Raw genomic sequence first — 14,768 nt, 5'->3', positions numbered from 1 at the left:
AATCTGGTAAACTGACTGACACTTTGCGCCCGCGAGTCGCGGCGTTGTGCATGCTGCGCCTGTCGGGACGACCGGACGATGCGCGTAACGCCCGGCTGTGTGCGAATCTGATGAGCAGGTGAGTCGCCGCGTGGCTGGCCATTCGCAGTATTTTTTTGTGAACAAACTTGGAGGTTTTCATGGCTGTCGCTGCCAACAAACGTTCGGTAATGACGCTGTTTTCTGGTCCGACTGACATTTTCAGCCATCAGGTACGTATCGTACTGGCTGAAAAGGGCGTCAGCGTGGAGATCGAGCAGGTTGAAACGGATAATCTGCCGCAGGATCTGATTGACCTCAACCCGTACCGCACTGTGCCAACGCTGGTCGACCGTGAGCTGACGCTGTATGAATCCCGCATCATCATGGAATACCTCGATGAGCGCTTCCCGCATCCGCCACTGATGCCGGTCTATCCGGTCGCGCGCGGCGAAAGCCGTCTGATGATGCACCGCATCGAGCAGGACTGGTACAGCCTGATGCGTACCATTGAAACCAGCAGCGGTGCCGAAGCCGATGCTGCACGTAAACAGCTGCGTGAAGAGCTGCTGGCCATTGCGCCACTGTTCTCACGCACACCGTTCTTTATGAGCGAAGAGTTCAGCCTGGTTGACTGCTACCTGGCACCGCTGCTGTGGCGTCTGCCGCAGCTGGGCGTGGATCTGGCTGGCGCAGGGTCGAAAGAGCTGAAAGGCTACATGACGCGCGTATTTGAACGTGACTCTTTCCTCGCTTCTCTGACGGAAGCAGAACGTGAAATGCGCCTGCAAGCCCGGGGCTAATCTATGGAAATGTCGCAACTCACCGCCCGCCGTCCCTATCTGCTGCGGGCATTTTATGAATGGCTGCTCGACAACCAGCTGACGCCGCATCTGGTGGTGGATATTAATCTGCCAGGCGTGCAGGTGCCGCTGGAGTACGCACGTGACGGGCAGATTGTGCTGAACATCGCGCCGCGCGCCGTCGGCAACCTCGAACTCGCCAACGATCAGGTGCGTTTCAATGCGCGCTTCGGTGGCGTGCCGCGTCAGGTTTCCGTACCAATGGCGGCAGTGCTGGCGATTTATGCGCGTGAAAACGGCGCCGGCACCATGTTTGAACCGGAGCCTGCCTATGAGCTGTCCGGCGACGAGCAGGAAGGCGGCCAGGAAGAGACCATGATGTCGGTGATTGATGGTGACCGTCCGGACGATGCGACGGATGACGACTCTTCACCGGATGACGAACCGCCGCCGCGCGGTGGACGTCCTTCACTGCGCGTAGTGAAGTAAATCGCGGAAAATAAAAAACGGGCTGATTAGCCCGTTTTTATATGCCTGAGTTGCGGCGCGGTTTAACGCGCCGCAGACCAAAGGAAGCGTAGCGCTCCCTTTGTAGCCATCTTAATAGACGTCGCGCAGATAACGCTTATCTTTCTTCAGCTGATCGATATAGGCTGCGGCACGCTCGCTGGAAAGACCACCGAACTGACGCACCACTTCATACAGCGCAGCATCAACGTCCTTCGCCATGCGTGAGGCATCGCCACACACGTAGAAGTAAGCGCCATCCTGCAGCCAGGCGTACAGCTCAGCACCTTTCTCCAGCATGCGGTTCTGCACGTAAATCTTCTCTTCCTGATCGCGGGAGAAGGCCAGGTCGAGGTGCGTCAGCAGGCCGCTCTGCTGCCAGCCCGCCAGCTCATCGGCGTAGATGTAATCATGTTCCTGATGCTGGTCGCCGAAGAACAGCCAGTTTTTACCTTCAGCACCGGTCGCCTGGCGCTCCTGCAGGAAGGCGCGGAACGGCGCGATGCCGGTGCCCGGGCCGACCATGATCAGCGGGGCATTATTGTTCGCCGGCACGCGGAACGCTTTGTTCGGCGAAATAAAGATCGCCGGCTTCTCTCCGCGACGCACGCGTTCAGCCAGGTAAGTTGAGCATACGCCTTTACGCTCACGGCCACCGCCGTGATAGCGCACGGAAGCGATGGTCAGGTGTACCTGATTAGGGTGCGCCTTCGAGCTGGACGAAATCGAGTAAGCACGGTGCTGCAGCGGACGCAGCATCGCCACCAGTTCCGGTACCGACAGGCTGCGCTTCAGCTCCAGCTGCAGCAGATCCAGCGTATCTTTGCCCCACAGCCAGTTGGCCAGCGTATCTTTGTCGTCGTGCTGCAGCACGTGCAGCAGCTCCTGGTTGGTGGTGTGCTGTCCGACCCACTCAATCAGCTTGCGTGAAGGCTCAGAAATCTCGAACTGATAGGTCAGCAGATCGCCAAGGTTACGATCAAAGCCCGGCACCGGGGTTTCGTAGTCAGCTTTCAGCTCGCTCAGCAGCAGGCTTACCAGCCCGGCATCGTTCACCGGGATCACACCCAGCGCGTCACCGGCTTCGTATTTCAGGCCGCTGTCGCTCAGGTCAAATTCGAAATGACGGATATCTTTGGCGGACTGCTCGCCGGAAAGACGCTTATTGGTCACCAGCGCCGCCGCATACGGGTTTTGCTTGTTGCTGCCAGGAATTACCGGCGCTTCCGGCGCGCTCTCCAGCACCGTGCCGCTGCTGCCCGCGCTGGCGGCAAACTGCGGCATTGCGCTGCCAATCCACTCGCTGGAGGGCTCTTCGTAATCGATGTCGCAATCGATGCGATCGACCACGCGTTTCGCCCCCAGCTGCTCCAGACGCATATCGATGAACTTACCGGCCTGGCAGAAACCGTCGTAGCCGGTGTCGCCAATTGCCAGCACGGCAAAGTGCATCTGCTCCAGACGCGGCGCGGTGCTGGCTGAAATGGCCTGCCAGAACAGCTGTGCGTTGTCCGGCATTTCGCCTTCGCCGTAGGTGGAGGTGACGATCAGTACATGCCGCATGGTAGCGAACACATCCAGATCCACTTCACCCAGCGCCTGCACGACCGGCACCAGGCCTTTAGCGCGCGCTGCTTTGGCTGCGGTCTGCGCCAGCGCTTCGGCGTTACCGGTCTGGGAACCAAACAGAATGTGCAACTGGGTGGTGGCGCTGGCACCCGCTGCCGGTGCGGTCTGCTTGTCTTCTAATACCAGCAGGCGCGAGTGGAGACCGGCGAGAAACCCCGCCAGCCAGTATTTCTGTTCGCCGTTAAACGGCGCGTCTTCAGGAATGTAAGGAATCTTCATGGATATCAGTACTCAAACCGTTTTATCGTCATCAACATTCTTTCGCTGCGCAATCAGGAGAGTTTCCCGACCGCGGCGGCAATCTCTGGCAGTGCGGCGCGTGCAAACAGCTCTTCAAAATCAGGCAGATGGCCCAGTACCTCACGGTTGCAGGCGTCCTGATAAATGATCCAGCCGTAGGTTGCCAGGCTGTCCATGGAGCGGATGTTACGCTGCGTCAGCGCAGCTTTGTAATCCGACATACGCTTGGCGGCGATCAGGCTTGCCAGCTCATCATCGCTGTAGTTCTCAATGGCCGCACGGGCATGACGCTGCAGCTTGCTGACCAGCGCGAAATCTTCGGTCATCAGCAGGTTGCGAACCGCTTTCTCGACTGCCGCGTCTTCCACCGCCGTGCCTTTCGGCAGTTTGCCCAGCGCCAGCTGCTGCGCGAAGCTCAGAACGGTGTAGTTATTCAGCAGAACAAACATTTCCTGCGTATCGGTCGCGCCGTAGGCCGGTACCGCGCCGTCGGCAATGGTTTTGCCCGCACGCCACGCCGATTTGAACTTGGCAACCTGGTGCGCGGCCAGCGACGTGGACAACTCTTCCAGCAAATCCTTACGCGTTTTTGCTTTCAGGATCTCGCCGCCGTCCTGATACAGCAGCAGCGAACGCGGCATCACGTAAACGAAGTGCTGACACTCGGTTTCCCAGTTCTCCAGCAGCCACGCTGCGCGCGGCGATTGGGTGGCTTCGAGGTGCCAGTGCAGCATGGTCAGCACCGCCTGCTTGTGCACCTGCGCCATCTCGTCTTCGTCAGCGATGGAGCCGAACAGCACCGAGTCGCCGGCGGCGTGCGCGGCCAGGGAACGGTACGGATCGTACTGATAGGCGAAGCCGCCGCTCATGCCGTTGCCGAAGCCTTTACCAAAGGTGCCGAGGTTAAGAATCGCGCCGTTGGTCATGTATTCACAACAGAAGTCGCCGACGCCTTCCACTACGGCGGTGGCGCCCGAGTTACGCACGGCGAAACGGTCACCGGCCTGGCCCTGAACAAACAGACGACCGCCGGTCGCGCCGAACAGCGCAAAGTTACCGATCAGCACGTTGCCGTCGCTGTCCTGCGCGCCGCCGCCCGGTGACATCACCACCAGTTCACCGCCGCACTGACCTTTACCGACGCCATCGTTACAGGTGCCGTAATGCTTCATCTGCATACCGTCGTTGCAGAACGCGCCAAATGACTGACCGGCCGAACCGCGGGTATCAATCTGCACGGTGCGTGGTGCCAGATATTTACGGCCACGATCATCCTGCAGCACCGCGGGCAGCGCCGCCAGCTGCTGTGCTGACAGTTCATGGTTCAGCATGCGTTCAATATCGATCGCCAGCTGACCGCCAACGCTCTTGTTACGGTTGTTCAGCGTCACGCCGTTACCCAGCGTAATTTCGTGGCTGGCAGCATCAATCAGCTGCGCCTTCAGCTCGTCTACCCAGCCATCGTCCAGCTCGAAATCTTTTTCCAGATACACCGGCTGAGCAATTTTCTGCTCCGGCACCACGGTCAGCATGGCGCGCAGGTCGAGTTTGCCCACTTCCAGCGGATGATCCATCAGGTGCAGCAGGTCAGAACGGCCGCGCGCTTCGCGCAGCGAACGCAAACCGAGGCGTGCGAGGAACTCACGTACTTCCTGCGCCACGTTGATGAAGTACTGCGCCAGCTGACGCGGATCGCCATCGAAGGCTTCCGCGTTAGTGGTGAGGCCAGCCGGGCATTTGACGTTACAGTTTTTCGCCATCACGCATTTCAGCATCATCAGCGCGGTGGTGCCGAACTCGAAGCTGTCGCCGCCGAGCAGCGCTGATTTAATCACATCGCTGCCGGTCTGCTGTGCGCCCGAGCAGCGCAGCTGCACTTTGTCACGCAGCCCGTTAGCGCACAGCGCCTGGTGCACTTCGGCGATGCCGATTTCCGCCACGCGCCCGGTGTATTTCAGGCTGGTGACCGACGCCGCACCGGTGCCGCCCGTATTACCGGCGACGTTGATGACGTCTGCGCCGGCTTTCGCCACGCCCACCGCGATGGTGCCGATGCCTTCAGACGACACCAGTTTGACGATAACGCGCACGCGTGCCGCTTTACAGTCGTGGATCAGCTGCGCCAAATCCTCGATGGAATAAGTATCGTGATGCGGCGGCGGTGATACCAGCTCAACGCCCGGCGTACCGCCGCGCGCAGCTGCAATTTCCACCGTCACTTTCGGTGCCGGCAGCTGACCGCCTTCACCCGGTTTTGCACCCTGACCAATTTTGATCTCCAGCTCTTCCAGCATCGGGTCGGCCAGATAAGCCGCCCACACGCCGAAACGACCGGACGCCAGCTGCTTGATGCGCGATGCACGGATGGTGCCGTGGCGTGAATAGTGTTCGCCACCTTCACCACAGTTACTCATTCCGCCCACCATGTTGGTGCCGTGCGCCACCGCTTCGTGTGCCGGCGCGACCAGTGCGCCGTGGCTCATGGCGCCCGAGGCGAAGGTGCGGGTGATTTCGTGTGCCGGCTGGATCTCTTCCAGCGGCAGCGAAGGCAGCGCGGTGAATATTTTAGCCAGATAGTCTGCTGCCTGACCGTAGGCGGTAATGTGCAATACGCCTTCGGTAATGCTGCTGCTTTCGATCTCGTCGTTGAAGCGGGTTTTCAGCGCGCGTGACAGCGCGGCCAGACGCTCGCTCTCCGGCTTCAGGCCGGCAATCGCATCAATCAGACGCAGTTCAAACTGGTTGAGGCTGCCGTTCACCGCTTCACAGTGCAGGCCGCGGATGGCGAAGCCGTTGTTCACCAGCGAGTAGCGGCCCAGCTTGCGGCCAAATTCGGCTTCGCTGTCCACGTGGGTCAGATCGCACGGCAGCGCGAGGATGTCGCGCAGCGCCGCCGGACGACGCTTACGCTCGGCGTGCATCAGGCTGGAGAACTGACGGTAATCCGGCGTGATAGCAAAGCTGTCGATCACCGCATTCGGGATACGTTCAAAGCTGCTGTCTTTAAACGCTTCGGCTTTGATGCTGAACGCATTGTCCAGTTTGGCCAGCGTCATCAGACGGATAAAATTATCCTCTTCGCGCGCTTTGTCGGCGAAACGAATCGGCTGCTCTGTCATATCAATAAAGGTACGTACCGCGATGGTGCCGTACGAGTGGCCCGCGCCTTCGGCACGTTCTTTAAACAGCCCCAGCAGTGGAACTTCGGCTTCGCCCTGAATTTTCAGCGCGCTCTGGTGCCAGTCCACCGCCATCTGCGCGATGGCCGGGAAGCCCGCGCCGCCCACCGGAGTTTTGATATTCGGGAAATATTTCTTCAGCACCGGGTCTTCGGTATCGAGGAAGTTCGGTTCAAAGAACTCACCGCAGCTGTAGCTCTCGACGGTACACAGGCCGACTTTGCCCATGGTTTTCATCAGCGCTTTTTCTGCGGCTTTGGCATAGCGTTTGAACGCTTTGTTGCCTTCTTCGCCTTCGCCAAACTTCTCTTCCGCACGCATCTGTACGCCCAGCGGATATACCGCGGAGGCGCCGAAGCCGAGCGTAGCGGCGATATGGTGCGAGGAGATGCTCTGGCCGCTTTCAACCACCAGCGACACATCCAGACGCAGACCTTCCTGCACCAGACGCTGGTTAATGGCAGACACCATCAGCAGCATCGGAATGGCAGCATGGGTCGACGAGATGTGGCGATCGGTGATGACCGCGATGCCACCCTGCTGACGGGCAAAATCAACTACCTGCTGCGCCAGATTATCGATGGCATTTTCAAGCGCTTTAGCGTTGGCGGCGCGGCTGACGATGTCTTTACCGATTACCGGCTCATACAGCATCTCGAAGCGCGCATACGGCGCCACTTTCTGCTCGCGCAGACGCAGCATGTCGAGGTGCGTCAGGATTGGGCTTGGCACGATGATCTGCTGGCCTTTGCTGCGACCGAGGTGCGGTTTGGCGCCAAGCGCCACGCGCAGCGTCATGCCGTCCGCTTCACGAATCGAGTCGAGCGGCGGGTTAGTTACCTGGGCAAAGCGCTGCGAGAAGTAGTGCGCCATGCCGCCTTCGTGGTCGGACAGGCCGTTGATGGCGTTGCCGTAACCCATTGCCGAGATCTTCTCAGCGCCGGTTTGCAGCATCGGGTCCATCATGAATTTGAAGCTTTCCTGGTTGTAGTAGTAAGCCACAAAGCGCTGATAGGTTTTCAGGTCGCCGCGATAGCGCAGCGGTGAGCCGAGGATCTCCGCCGGCACTTCCGGCAGCTCCTGCAGTTCCACGCGTGCCGCCTGCACCAGCGACAGATAATCTTTTTCCGCCGCCAGCTTTTCCAGCGCCTGCACGGTGGTGTAAGAGCGTTTCTCTTTGTGATCGTAATAGAGCATACCGCCGGCTTCGATACGGCCACGGCGCAGCACGCTCTCCGGCGGGAAGGCAATCTGGCCGGCTTCTGACATCGCACCGATATATTCAGCGGTTTCAACGGAACGCAGCGGACGCAGACCAAGGCGGTCAAGACGCGCGCCGATCACTTCGCCGTTACCGAAGATCAGCGCGGCAGGGCCGTCGTTCTTCTCTTCATACAGCGAGAAGTATTCCAGCATGGCGCGCACTTCAGCTGACAGCGAGGTGTCGTTTTCCCACGCTGGCGGCATCATCGAAACCACGGCGTTGATCAGATCGAGGTTATCTTCCATCAGACGGCTGTGGATGCTCTGATCGAGACGCGAACTGTCAGACTGGCCTTTTGGCCGTACGATCTTCTTGCCGCGCGCCAGCATCAGTGCCGCTTCCGCGATGCGGTTTTTACGATCGGTGTTCAGCTCGCCGTTGTGCGCCATCAGGCGGAACGGCTGCGCCATGGTGGTATGCGGATCGGTGTTGGTGGAAAAACGGGTATGGAAAAACAGTCCGCGCACCTGATGGTCGGGATCGGTCAGATCTTTGAAGTACGGAATCACTTCATTGGAGTTCAGGCGCGCTTTGAACACCTGGGTGCGCGACGACAGCGACAGCGGATAGAGACCGCCGAATTCGCTTTCAGTAAAGGCGCGCGCTTCAATAACCAGCAGCGCACGGTAGATGTGGCGCTCGAATTCAGTCTGTTCGGTTACATCCTGCGGTGCGGCAAACACCCACTGCACAATCGGCAGCTGGAACTGCTGTGCCGCCGGGCGCGTAACGCTGTTATCCAGCGGCATATCACGCTTCAGCAGCACCGGGAAATTATAAGCGGCCAGCGTCTCTTCAACCAGGCGCTCTGCGTTCGCGCGCAGCGTCGCATCTTTCGGCACAAAGAAGTTGCCCACGCCAAAGCGTCCGGCTTCCAGCGCCTGACCAGTCAGCTTACGGAAGAAGTTCAGGGAGAGGTCAACGTTAACACCCGCGCCATCGCCCACGCCCTCTGCAGACATCCCGCCACGGTGCGGCACCGTGCACAGTGCGCTGTGCGCCATCTGCAGAATCTCATGGGTCTGCTCGCCGTCCTTGCGGGTAATAAAACCTACACCACAGCTGTCGCTTCCTGCTGATGGATCATACAAACCCCAGGGGTTAGGTTGTTGAGTGGACATTGAGGGTCTCCTTAAACTGCTTTAGACATTACCTGCATTATTTCAGGCACAGAGCGCTGCTGCGTGCTGTATCACTTTGTTTTCGTGCGCTTTTTGGCGGACGTCGCAACACCGGACAACGACAATCAGGGCGCTTATTTACGTCCTTGATCGGCTGTCCATAAAATCCGGTCTCTAAGGGAGATAACTTGCATCCAGAGGGAGTCTTCTTGCTGCATAGATATGCCGAGACACAGTCCCGACTGGAAAGCATCCAGCGGAATTCCAACTTATCGGGAAAGCGAACTCAGGTCAAATAGCCAGCTTTATTACGGTTAATCAGCCTTTTTGCGATTTAACTGTATGATTATTATATTTTTATTACGTAAATATATGTCAATCTGACCTTTCTGATTCCCTTATGAAGTGTGAGCCGTCTCACTGTGTGATCGGCCTCATATTTCCAGACCATGCTGTTGAATGTGGGGATGCCAGCACAAAATTCTGTTTGGACCGTTTCGTGCACAGCATGTATCTGTTTTTCTTATGGCGGAACATTTGAATCAAAACGCGGTTGCCATTAGTAAAATTAATTAACCGGGGTGTGATTAAAACAGCACTTAAGCTGAATGGATATGCAATAACGGAAGGCAACCATCAGGAGGGATGGCTGCAGAAAGCGGATGCGCCGGGCACGCGGCACCGGGACCCGCAAAAGTGCGGCCCTCCAGATTATTCAGTTGGCAGAATTAGTCAAGCGCTTTGCGCATAACGGCGTGAACGTCGGCGAAATGCCGCGCTGCTGCACCATAACAGGGCGTAAAGGCCGTCAGTGCGGCGAGCGCGGCGGCGCAGCGCGCGGATAATTACGCTATCATGAGCCAGATTCGTTCAGGGAGCGCGTAATGAAACAGATTCGTCTTTTAGCTCAGTACTATGTGGATTTAATGGTCAAGCTGGGGCTGGTGCGGTTTTCGCTGCTGCTGGCTTCGGCGCTGGTGGTGCTGGCAATGGTGGTGCAGATGGCGGTCACCATGGTGCTGCGTGGCCACGTTGAGAGTATCGACGTGGTGCGTTCGGTGTTCTTTGGCCTGCTGATCACGCCGTGGGCGGTCTACTTTCTCTCCGTGGTGGTCGATCAGCTGGAGGAGTCGCGCCAGCGGCTGTCGAAGCTGGTCGACAAGCTGGAGGAGATGCGTACGCGCGATCTGGAACTGAATCAGCAGATGAAAGAGACCATCAGCCAGCTGAACCAGGAAATCAGCGACCGTATTAAAGCTGAGCAGGCGCGCGAGCAGGTGATGGACAAGCTGCGCGAAGAGATGACGCGGCGTGAACAGGCGCAGATTGAGCTGGAGCAGCAATCTTCCTTCCTGCGTTCGTTCCTTGATGCCTCGCCCGACCTGGTGTTCTATCGCAACATCGACAAACAGTTCTCCGGCTGTAACCGCGCCATGGAACTGCTCACCGGCCTGAGCGAGAAGCAGCTGATTGGCCTGACGCCGCGCGACATTTATGACGAAGATGCCGCCACTAAGGTGCTGGAGACCGATGAGAAGGTGTTTCGCCACAATGTGTCGCTCACCTATGAACAGTGGCTGCAGTATCCGGACGGGCGCAAAGCCTGCTTTGAAATCCGCAAAGTGCCGTATTACGACCGCGTCGGTAAGCGCAGCGGCCTGATGGGCTTCGGACGCGATATTACCGAGCGTAAGCGCTATCAGGACGCGCTGGAGAACGCCAGCCGTGAAAAGACCACCTTTATCTCCACCATCAGCCACGAGCTGCGTACGCCGCTTAACGGCATCGTCGGACTGAGCCGCATTCTGCTGGACACCGATCTCAACCAGGAACAGCTGAAGTACCTGAAAACCATTCACGTCTCGGCCATCACGCTCGGCAACATCTTTAATGACGTGATTGAAGTGGACAAAATTGAGCGGCGCAAAGTGCAGCTGGATAACCAGCCGCTGGATTTCACCGGCTTCCTCGCCGATCTGGAAAACCTCTCCGGCCTGCTGGCGCAGCCGAAGGGGCTGAAGTTCGTCATGGCACCGGAACTGCCGCTGCCGCACAAAATCTCCGCCGACGGCACGCGCCTGCGGCAGATTCTGTGGAACCTGATCGGCAATGCGGTGAAGTTTACCCGGCAGGGCGAAATCGTGGTGCGCGTCGCCTATCGCCAGGACGAAACGCTGCACTTTGAGGTGCAGGACTCCGGGATGGGCATTCCGCAGGAAGAGCAGGACAAAATCTTCGCCATGTATTACCAGGTGAAAGATCAGCACGGCGGCAAACCGGCCACCGGCACCGGGATCGGCCTGGCGGTGTCACGCCGGCTGGCACAGGCGATGGGCGGCGATATTACCGTCAGCAGCGCACCGGGCAAGGGATCCTGCTTTACCGTTGAGATTCACGCGCCGCGCGTGGCGGATGAAGTGGAAGATGAGGATCAGGACGACAGCATGCCGTTGCCGGCGCTGCATGTGCTGCTGGTGGAAGACATCGAGCTCAACGTGATTGTGGCGCGCTCGGTGCTGGAGAAGCTGGGCTGCAGCGTTGAGGTGGCAATGACCGGCGGCGAGGCACTGGCGATGTTCGATCCGCAGGAGTTTGACCTGGTGCTGCTGGATATCCAGCTGCCGGATATGACCGGGCTTGACGTGTCGCGCGCCATTCATCAGCAGCATGCGGGCGTCACGCTGCCGCCGCTGGTCGCGCTCACTGCCAACGTGCTGAAGGATAAAAAAGAGTATCTCGACGCCGGCATGGACGATGTGCTGAGTAAACCGCTGGCGGTACCGGCGCTCACCGCGATGATCAAGAAATTCTGGGATTATCAGGCTGAAGCAGAAGAGGTGATGAGTGACGCCAGCGCTGAACAGTCGCGCACGCTGCTGGATGTCGACATGCTGGAACAGTACATCGAGCTGGTCGGCCCAGGGCTGATCACCCAAAGCCTGACGATGTTCGAGCAGATGATGCCGGGCTATCTGGATGTGCTGGACTCAAACATGATGGCGCGCGATCAGAAGGGCATCGCCGAAGAGGGACACAAAATCAAAGGTGCGGCGGGTTCAGTGGGCCTGCTGCATCTGCAGAAGCTGGCAAAACAGATTCAGTCACCGGAACTGCCGGCATGGTGGGATAACGTACAAGAGTGGGTCGACGAGCTTAAGCACGAATGGCGGCACGACGTTGAAGTATTACGTCACTGGGTGACGGAGCGGGAAAAATAGCGGAAGCCAGAAAAAAATGACCCCAGTCGAAACCGGGGTGCGCGAATACTGCGCCAACACCAGGGAAATGGGCGCTGTTGCTATTATTAGAAATCGAATACAAAAGCAACAGCGAGGTATTGGATAACGCTTCAAAACCACCTTAGCAAATTCGCCACAGCTTGTGACAAGATTCATTAAATTGTGTGATGTTGAGCAGCGTTTAAATACAGAAAACATTAATTTGCTGACACAGTCAAGCAAGGAATCAATTTCTTTGGCGTATTGCACTATTTTTGACCAAATGTTGACTATTTTGCCTGGTTTTCCCGCAGTCGCGGGCGCGAATCGCCTGCGCGCGCAAGGGAAACGGCAAAAAGCGCAGCGCGAATGCGGCTTTTTTATTCAAATGTTTGATTTTATTATAAAAATTATCGTTTTTGCTGTTGTTATCCAAAACGTTTTGGAAACCCCCGGCAGAAAGTTCCAGTTCAGCCATTTAGCGGCCAGTGTAAACCGAATAGCCGGTAAAACGTTTTACAGGATTCGCTTGGACGAAAGGCTCGATTGACGCCATTTACGCCGGGATTTTCAGAATGGTCTCGGTTGTCAATCAACATCTTCGCTGGCTACTAAAGATGATAGTTAAACATTGTGAAAGCTTTAACGTGAGCGTCATCACAATCGATTAAGTATTTATGCGGGTCCGTGCTGTGCGTTTTTTCTGCATGGAACCGATTCCTTTTTGCCGGAAGTGCTTGATGTGACTGGCTCTAATAAAGGAACGATGGTTGCCCGCGCAATGAGTTTGGCTGGTGGTTGCGCCGTCACAGAGATAAAATTCCGGCTTGCATCACCGCTATTTAAAATCATGACCTGAGTAATTGATTAATCCAGGGAACCGGTAAGAGATGATTGCATGAATAAGAGTAAAGGGAAGATCGGCCAGCGCCTGAAGCGGCTGGCGGGCAGGGTGCTGCTGGTATGGCTCGGACTGTGGCTGGCGGCCATTGTGCTGTTCGCATTTTTGCCGGTGCCGTTTTCGGCGGTGATGGTGGAACGGCAGCTTGGCGCCTGGTTCAGCGGGCGCTTCGATTATGTCGCCCATTCAGACTGGGTCGGTATGGACGAGATTTCACCGTGGATGGCGCTGGCGGTGATCGCCTCCGAAGACCAGAAATTTCCTGAGCACTGGGGCTTCGACGTGAACGCCATTCAGCAGGTGCTGGACAATGATGGCAACGAGCGCATGCGCGGCGCGTCTACGCTGTCTCAGCAGACGGCGAAGAACCTGTTTTTGTGGGATGGCCGCAGCTGGGTGCGTAAAGGACTGGAAGCCGGGCTGACCGTCGGGCTGGAAACGGTGTGGACCAAACGCCGTATTCTGACGGTGTACCTGAACATTGCCGAGTTTGGTAATGGGGTGTTTGGCGTGGAAGAAGCGTCACAGCGCTATTTCCATAAGCCGGCCAGTCGGCTGAGCATGGCGGACGCGGCGTTGCTGGCTGCGGTTTTGCCCAACCCGATTCGCTTCCGCGCGGATGCGCCTTCCGGCTATATCCGCCAGCGTCAGCAGTGGATTATGCGCCAGATGCGCCAGCTGGGCGGCGAGGGTTTCCTCAACCGTTACCAGCTGCACTGACAAGCTTAGTCTTCGTCGAAACCGGCTTCGAACAGCTCAATCACCGCCGCCAGCGCCTGCGTTTCCTGCGGGCCGCTGGCTTCAATTTCTATGTGACCGCCTTTAGCCGAGTCGAGCATCAGTAGCGCAATCACGCTGCTGGCTTCGGCCTCGGTGCCGGCCTCGTTACGCAGCAGCACTTCCGCATCAAAACTCTGCACCAGCTCAAACAGCTTCATCGCCGGGCGCGCATGCATGCCCAGCTTGTTTCGAATCTCAACGGTCTGCTTCACGGTCATGATTTGCGTTTTTCCAGAGTGCGATGACGGGACTGCACATTTTTACCGCGCGAACGGAAGTAGTCCGCCAGCTGTTCGGCAATGTACACCGAACGGTGTTTACCGCCGGTACAGCCAATGGCCACGGTGAGATAGCTGCGGTTATTGGTTTCCAGCATCGGCAGCCACAACTCCAGATAGCTGCGCGTCTGGTAGATAAAGTTGTGTACTTCGGTGTGGCGATCGAGGAAGGCGGCTACCGGACGATCGAGCCCGGTCATCGGACGCAGCTTGGGATCCCAGTGCGGGTTGGGCAGAAAACGCACGTCAAATACGTAGTCGGCATCGATCGGAATGCCGTGCTTAAAGCCGAAGGATTCAAACACCATGGTGAGCTCACGTTCACGCTTGCCCAGCAGGCGCGTGCGCAGCATTTCCGCCAGCTCATGCACCGACATCTCTGAGGTATCGATGATCAGATCGGCGCGCGAGCGCAGCGGCTCCAGCAGATCGTTCTCCTCGTCGATGGCGCTCTCCAGCGACAGATTTTTGCTGGAGAGCGGATGCAGACGGCGCGTGTCACTGTAGCGCCGGATCAGCGTATTGCGATCGGCATCCAGAAACAGCAGCTGCGGCGAGAACGCCTCCGGCAGATTGTTCAGCGCCTGCTCGAACACCTCCGGCGATTCCGGCATGTTGCGCACGTCAATGCTGACCGCCGCAGAGATATTGCGCTCGGTTAAGGTGTTCGCCAGTTCCGGCAGCAGCACCACCGGCAGGTTATCGACACAGTAGAAGCCCATATCCTCAAGGGCACGCAGCGCGACTGATTTTCCTGAGCCTGACCGACCGCTAACGATCATCAGCACCATCACATTTCTCCCGTGTTAAACCGGCGCGCAGGCCGGTAA

Annotated in this window: 9 protein-coding genes; 4 read left to right on the top strand and 5 right to left on the bottom strand. The window is 57.7% G+C overall.

What is annotated here, in order from left to right; genetic code table 11:
• Window positions 1–179: 179 nt before the first annotated feature.
• Both sspA and sspB read left to right on the top strand, forming a co-directional pair.
• A complete protein-coding gene (gene sspA / locus MXF20_RS08690) occupies window positions 180–821 on the top strand; it encodes a stringent starvation protein SspA (protein WP_021507753.1) in 642 nt (213 codons plus the stop codon).
• Between the two features lie 3 nt (window positions 822–824).
• Window positions 825–1,310: a ClpXP protease specificity-enhancing factor gene (sspB, locus tag MXF20_RS08685; RefSeq protein WP_325968825.1), complete on the top strand. Its 486-nt coding sequence runs from the start codon at window positions 825–827 to the stop codon at window positions 1,308–1,310.
• Window positions 1,311–1,421: 111 nt separating this feature from the next.
• Here sspB and MXF20_RS08680 read toward each other — a convergent pair whose 3' ends face one another.
• Together MXF20_RS08680 and MXF20_RS08675 are read right to left on the bottom strand one after the other, a co-directional pair.
• Window positions 1,422–3,176 (bottom strand): sulfite reductase subunit alpha, encoded by a 1,755-nt coding sequence (locus MXF20_RS08680; protein ID WP_325968824.1) that lies wholly within the window; start codon window positions 3,174–3,176, stop codon window positions 1,422–1,424.
• A gap of 53 nt (window positions 3,177–3,229) precedes the next feature.
• Window positions 3,230–8,761, bottom strand: a complete 5,532-nt coding sequence (locus MXF20_RS08675; protein WP_325968823.1) for a glutamate synthase-related protein — start codon at window positions 8,759–8,761, stop codon at window positions 3,230–3,232.
• Between the two features lie 884 nt (window positions 8,762–9,645).
• On the opposite strand from MXF20_RS08675, the gene arcB reads away from it, so the two are divergent.
• Entirely contained in the window at window positions 9,646–11,979 is a 2,334-nt protein-coding gene (arcB, locus tag MXF20_RS08670; RefSeq protein ID WP_325968822.1) for an aerobic respiration two-component sensor histidine kinase ArcB, read from the top strand.
• A 247-nt stretch (window positions 11,980–12,226) separates the two neighbouring features.
• On the opposite strand, the gene MXF20_RS08665 is transcribed toward arcB, so the two are convergent.
• Window positions 12,227–12,457, bottom strand: a complete 231-nt coding sequence (locus tag MXF20_RS08665; RefSeq protein ID WP_325968821.1) for a hypothetical protein — start codon at window positions 12,455–12,457, stop codon at window positions 12,227–12,229.
• Window positions 12,458–12,877: 420 nt separating this feature from the next.
• On the opposite strand from MXF20_RS08665, the gene mtgA reads away from it, so the two are divergent.
• Window positions 12,878–13,600 carry a monofunctional biosynthetic peptidoglycan transglycosylase gene (gene mtgA, locus MXF20_RS08660; RefSeq protein WP_325968820.1) on the top strand — a complete coding sequence of 241 codons (723 nt, stop codon included), beginning with the start codon at window positions 12,878–12,880 and terminating at the stop codon, window positions 13,598–13,600.
• 5 nt (window positions 13,601–13,605) lie between these two features.
• On the opposite strand, the gene npr is transcribed toward mtgA, so the two are convergent.
• Together npr and rapZ are read right to left on the bottom strand one after the other, a co-directional pair.
• Window positions 13,606–13,878, bottom strand: a complete 273-nt coding sequence (gene npr, locus MXF20_RS08655) for a PTS phosphocarrier protein NPr (RefSeq protein ID WP_058759594.1) — start codon at window positions 13,876–13,878, stop codon at window positions 13,606–13,608.
• Window positions 13,875–14,729: an RNase adapter RapZ gene (rapZ, locus tag MXF20_RS08650; RefSeq protein ID WP_021507744.1), complete on the bottom strand. Its 855-nt coding sequence runs from the start codon at window positions 14,727–14,729 to the stop codon at window positions 13,875–13,877. Before rapZ ends, npr begins: the two co-directional genes overlap by 4 nt.
• Window positions 14,730–14,768 lie beyond the last annotated feature (39 nt).

It is taken from the genome of Pantoea dispersa, assembly GCF_035783935.1.
Taxonomy (GTDB): Bacteria; Pseudomonadota; Gammaproteobacteria; order Enterobacterales; family Enterobacteriaceae; genus Pantoea; species Pantoea dispersa_C.
The sequence above is the reverse complement of the archived record's forward strand: the minus strand, read 5'-3'. Positions and strand labels throughout refer to the sequence as shown.

Excerpts from the sequence above, each read along its gene's own strand:
- sspA (WP_021507753.1), top strand. The coding sequence starts at position 180 with ATGGCTGTCGCTGCCAACAAACGTTCGGTAATGACGCTGTTTTCTGGT.
- sspB (WP_325968825.1), top strand. The coding sequence starts at position 825 with ATGGAAATGTCGCAACTCACCGCCCGCCGTCCCTATCTGCTGCGGGCA.
- MXF20_RS08680 (WP_325968824.1), bottom strand. The coding sequence starts at position 3,176 with ATGAAGATTCCTTACATTCCTGAAGACGCGCCGTTTAACGGCGAACAG.
- MXF20_RS08675 (WP_325968823.1), bottom strand. The coding sequence starts at position 8,761 with ATGTCCACTCAACAACCTAACCCCTGGGGTTTGTATGATCCATCAGCA.
- arcB (WP_325968822.1), top strand. The coding sequence starts at position 9,646 with ATGAAACAGATTCGTCTTTTAGCTCAGTACTATGTGGATTTAATGGTC.
- MXF20_RS08665 (WP_325968821.1), bottom strand. The coding sequence starts at position 12,457 with ATGGCTGAACTGGAACTTTCTGCCGGGGGTTTCCAAAACGTTTTGGAT.
- mtgA (WP_325968820.1), top strand. The coding sequence starts at position 12,878 with ATGAATAAGAGTAAAGGGAAGATCGGCCAGCGCCTGAAGCGGCTGGCG.
- npr (WP_058759594.1), bottom strand. The coding sequence starts at position 13,878 with ATGACCGTGAAGCAGACCGTTGAGATTCGAAACAAGCTGGGCATGCAT.
- rapZ (WP_021507744.1), bottom strand. The coding sequence starts at position 14,729 with ATGGTGCTGATGATCGTTAGCGGTCGGTCAGGCTCAGGAAAATCAGTC.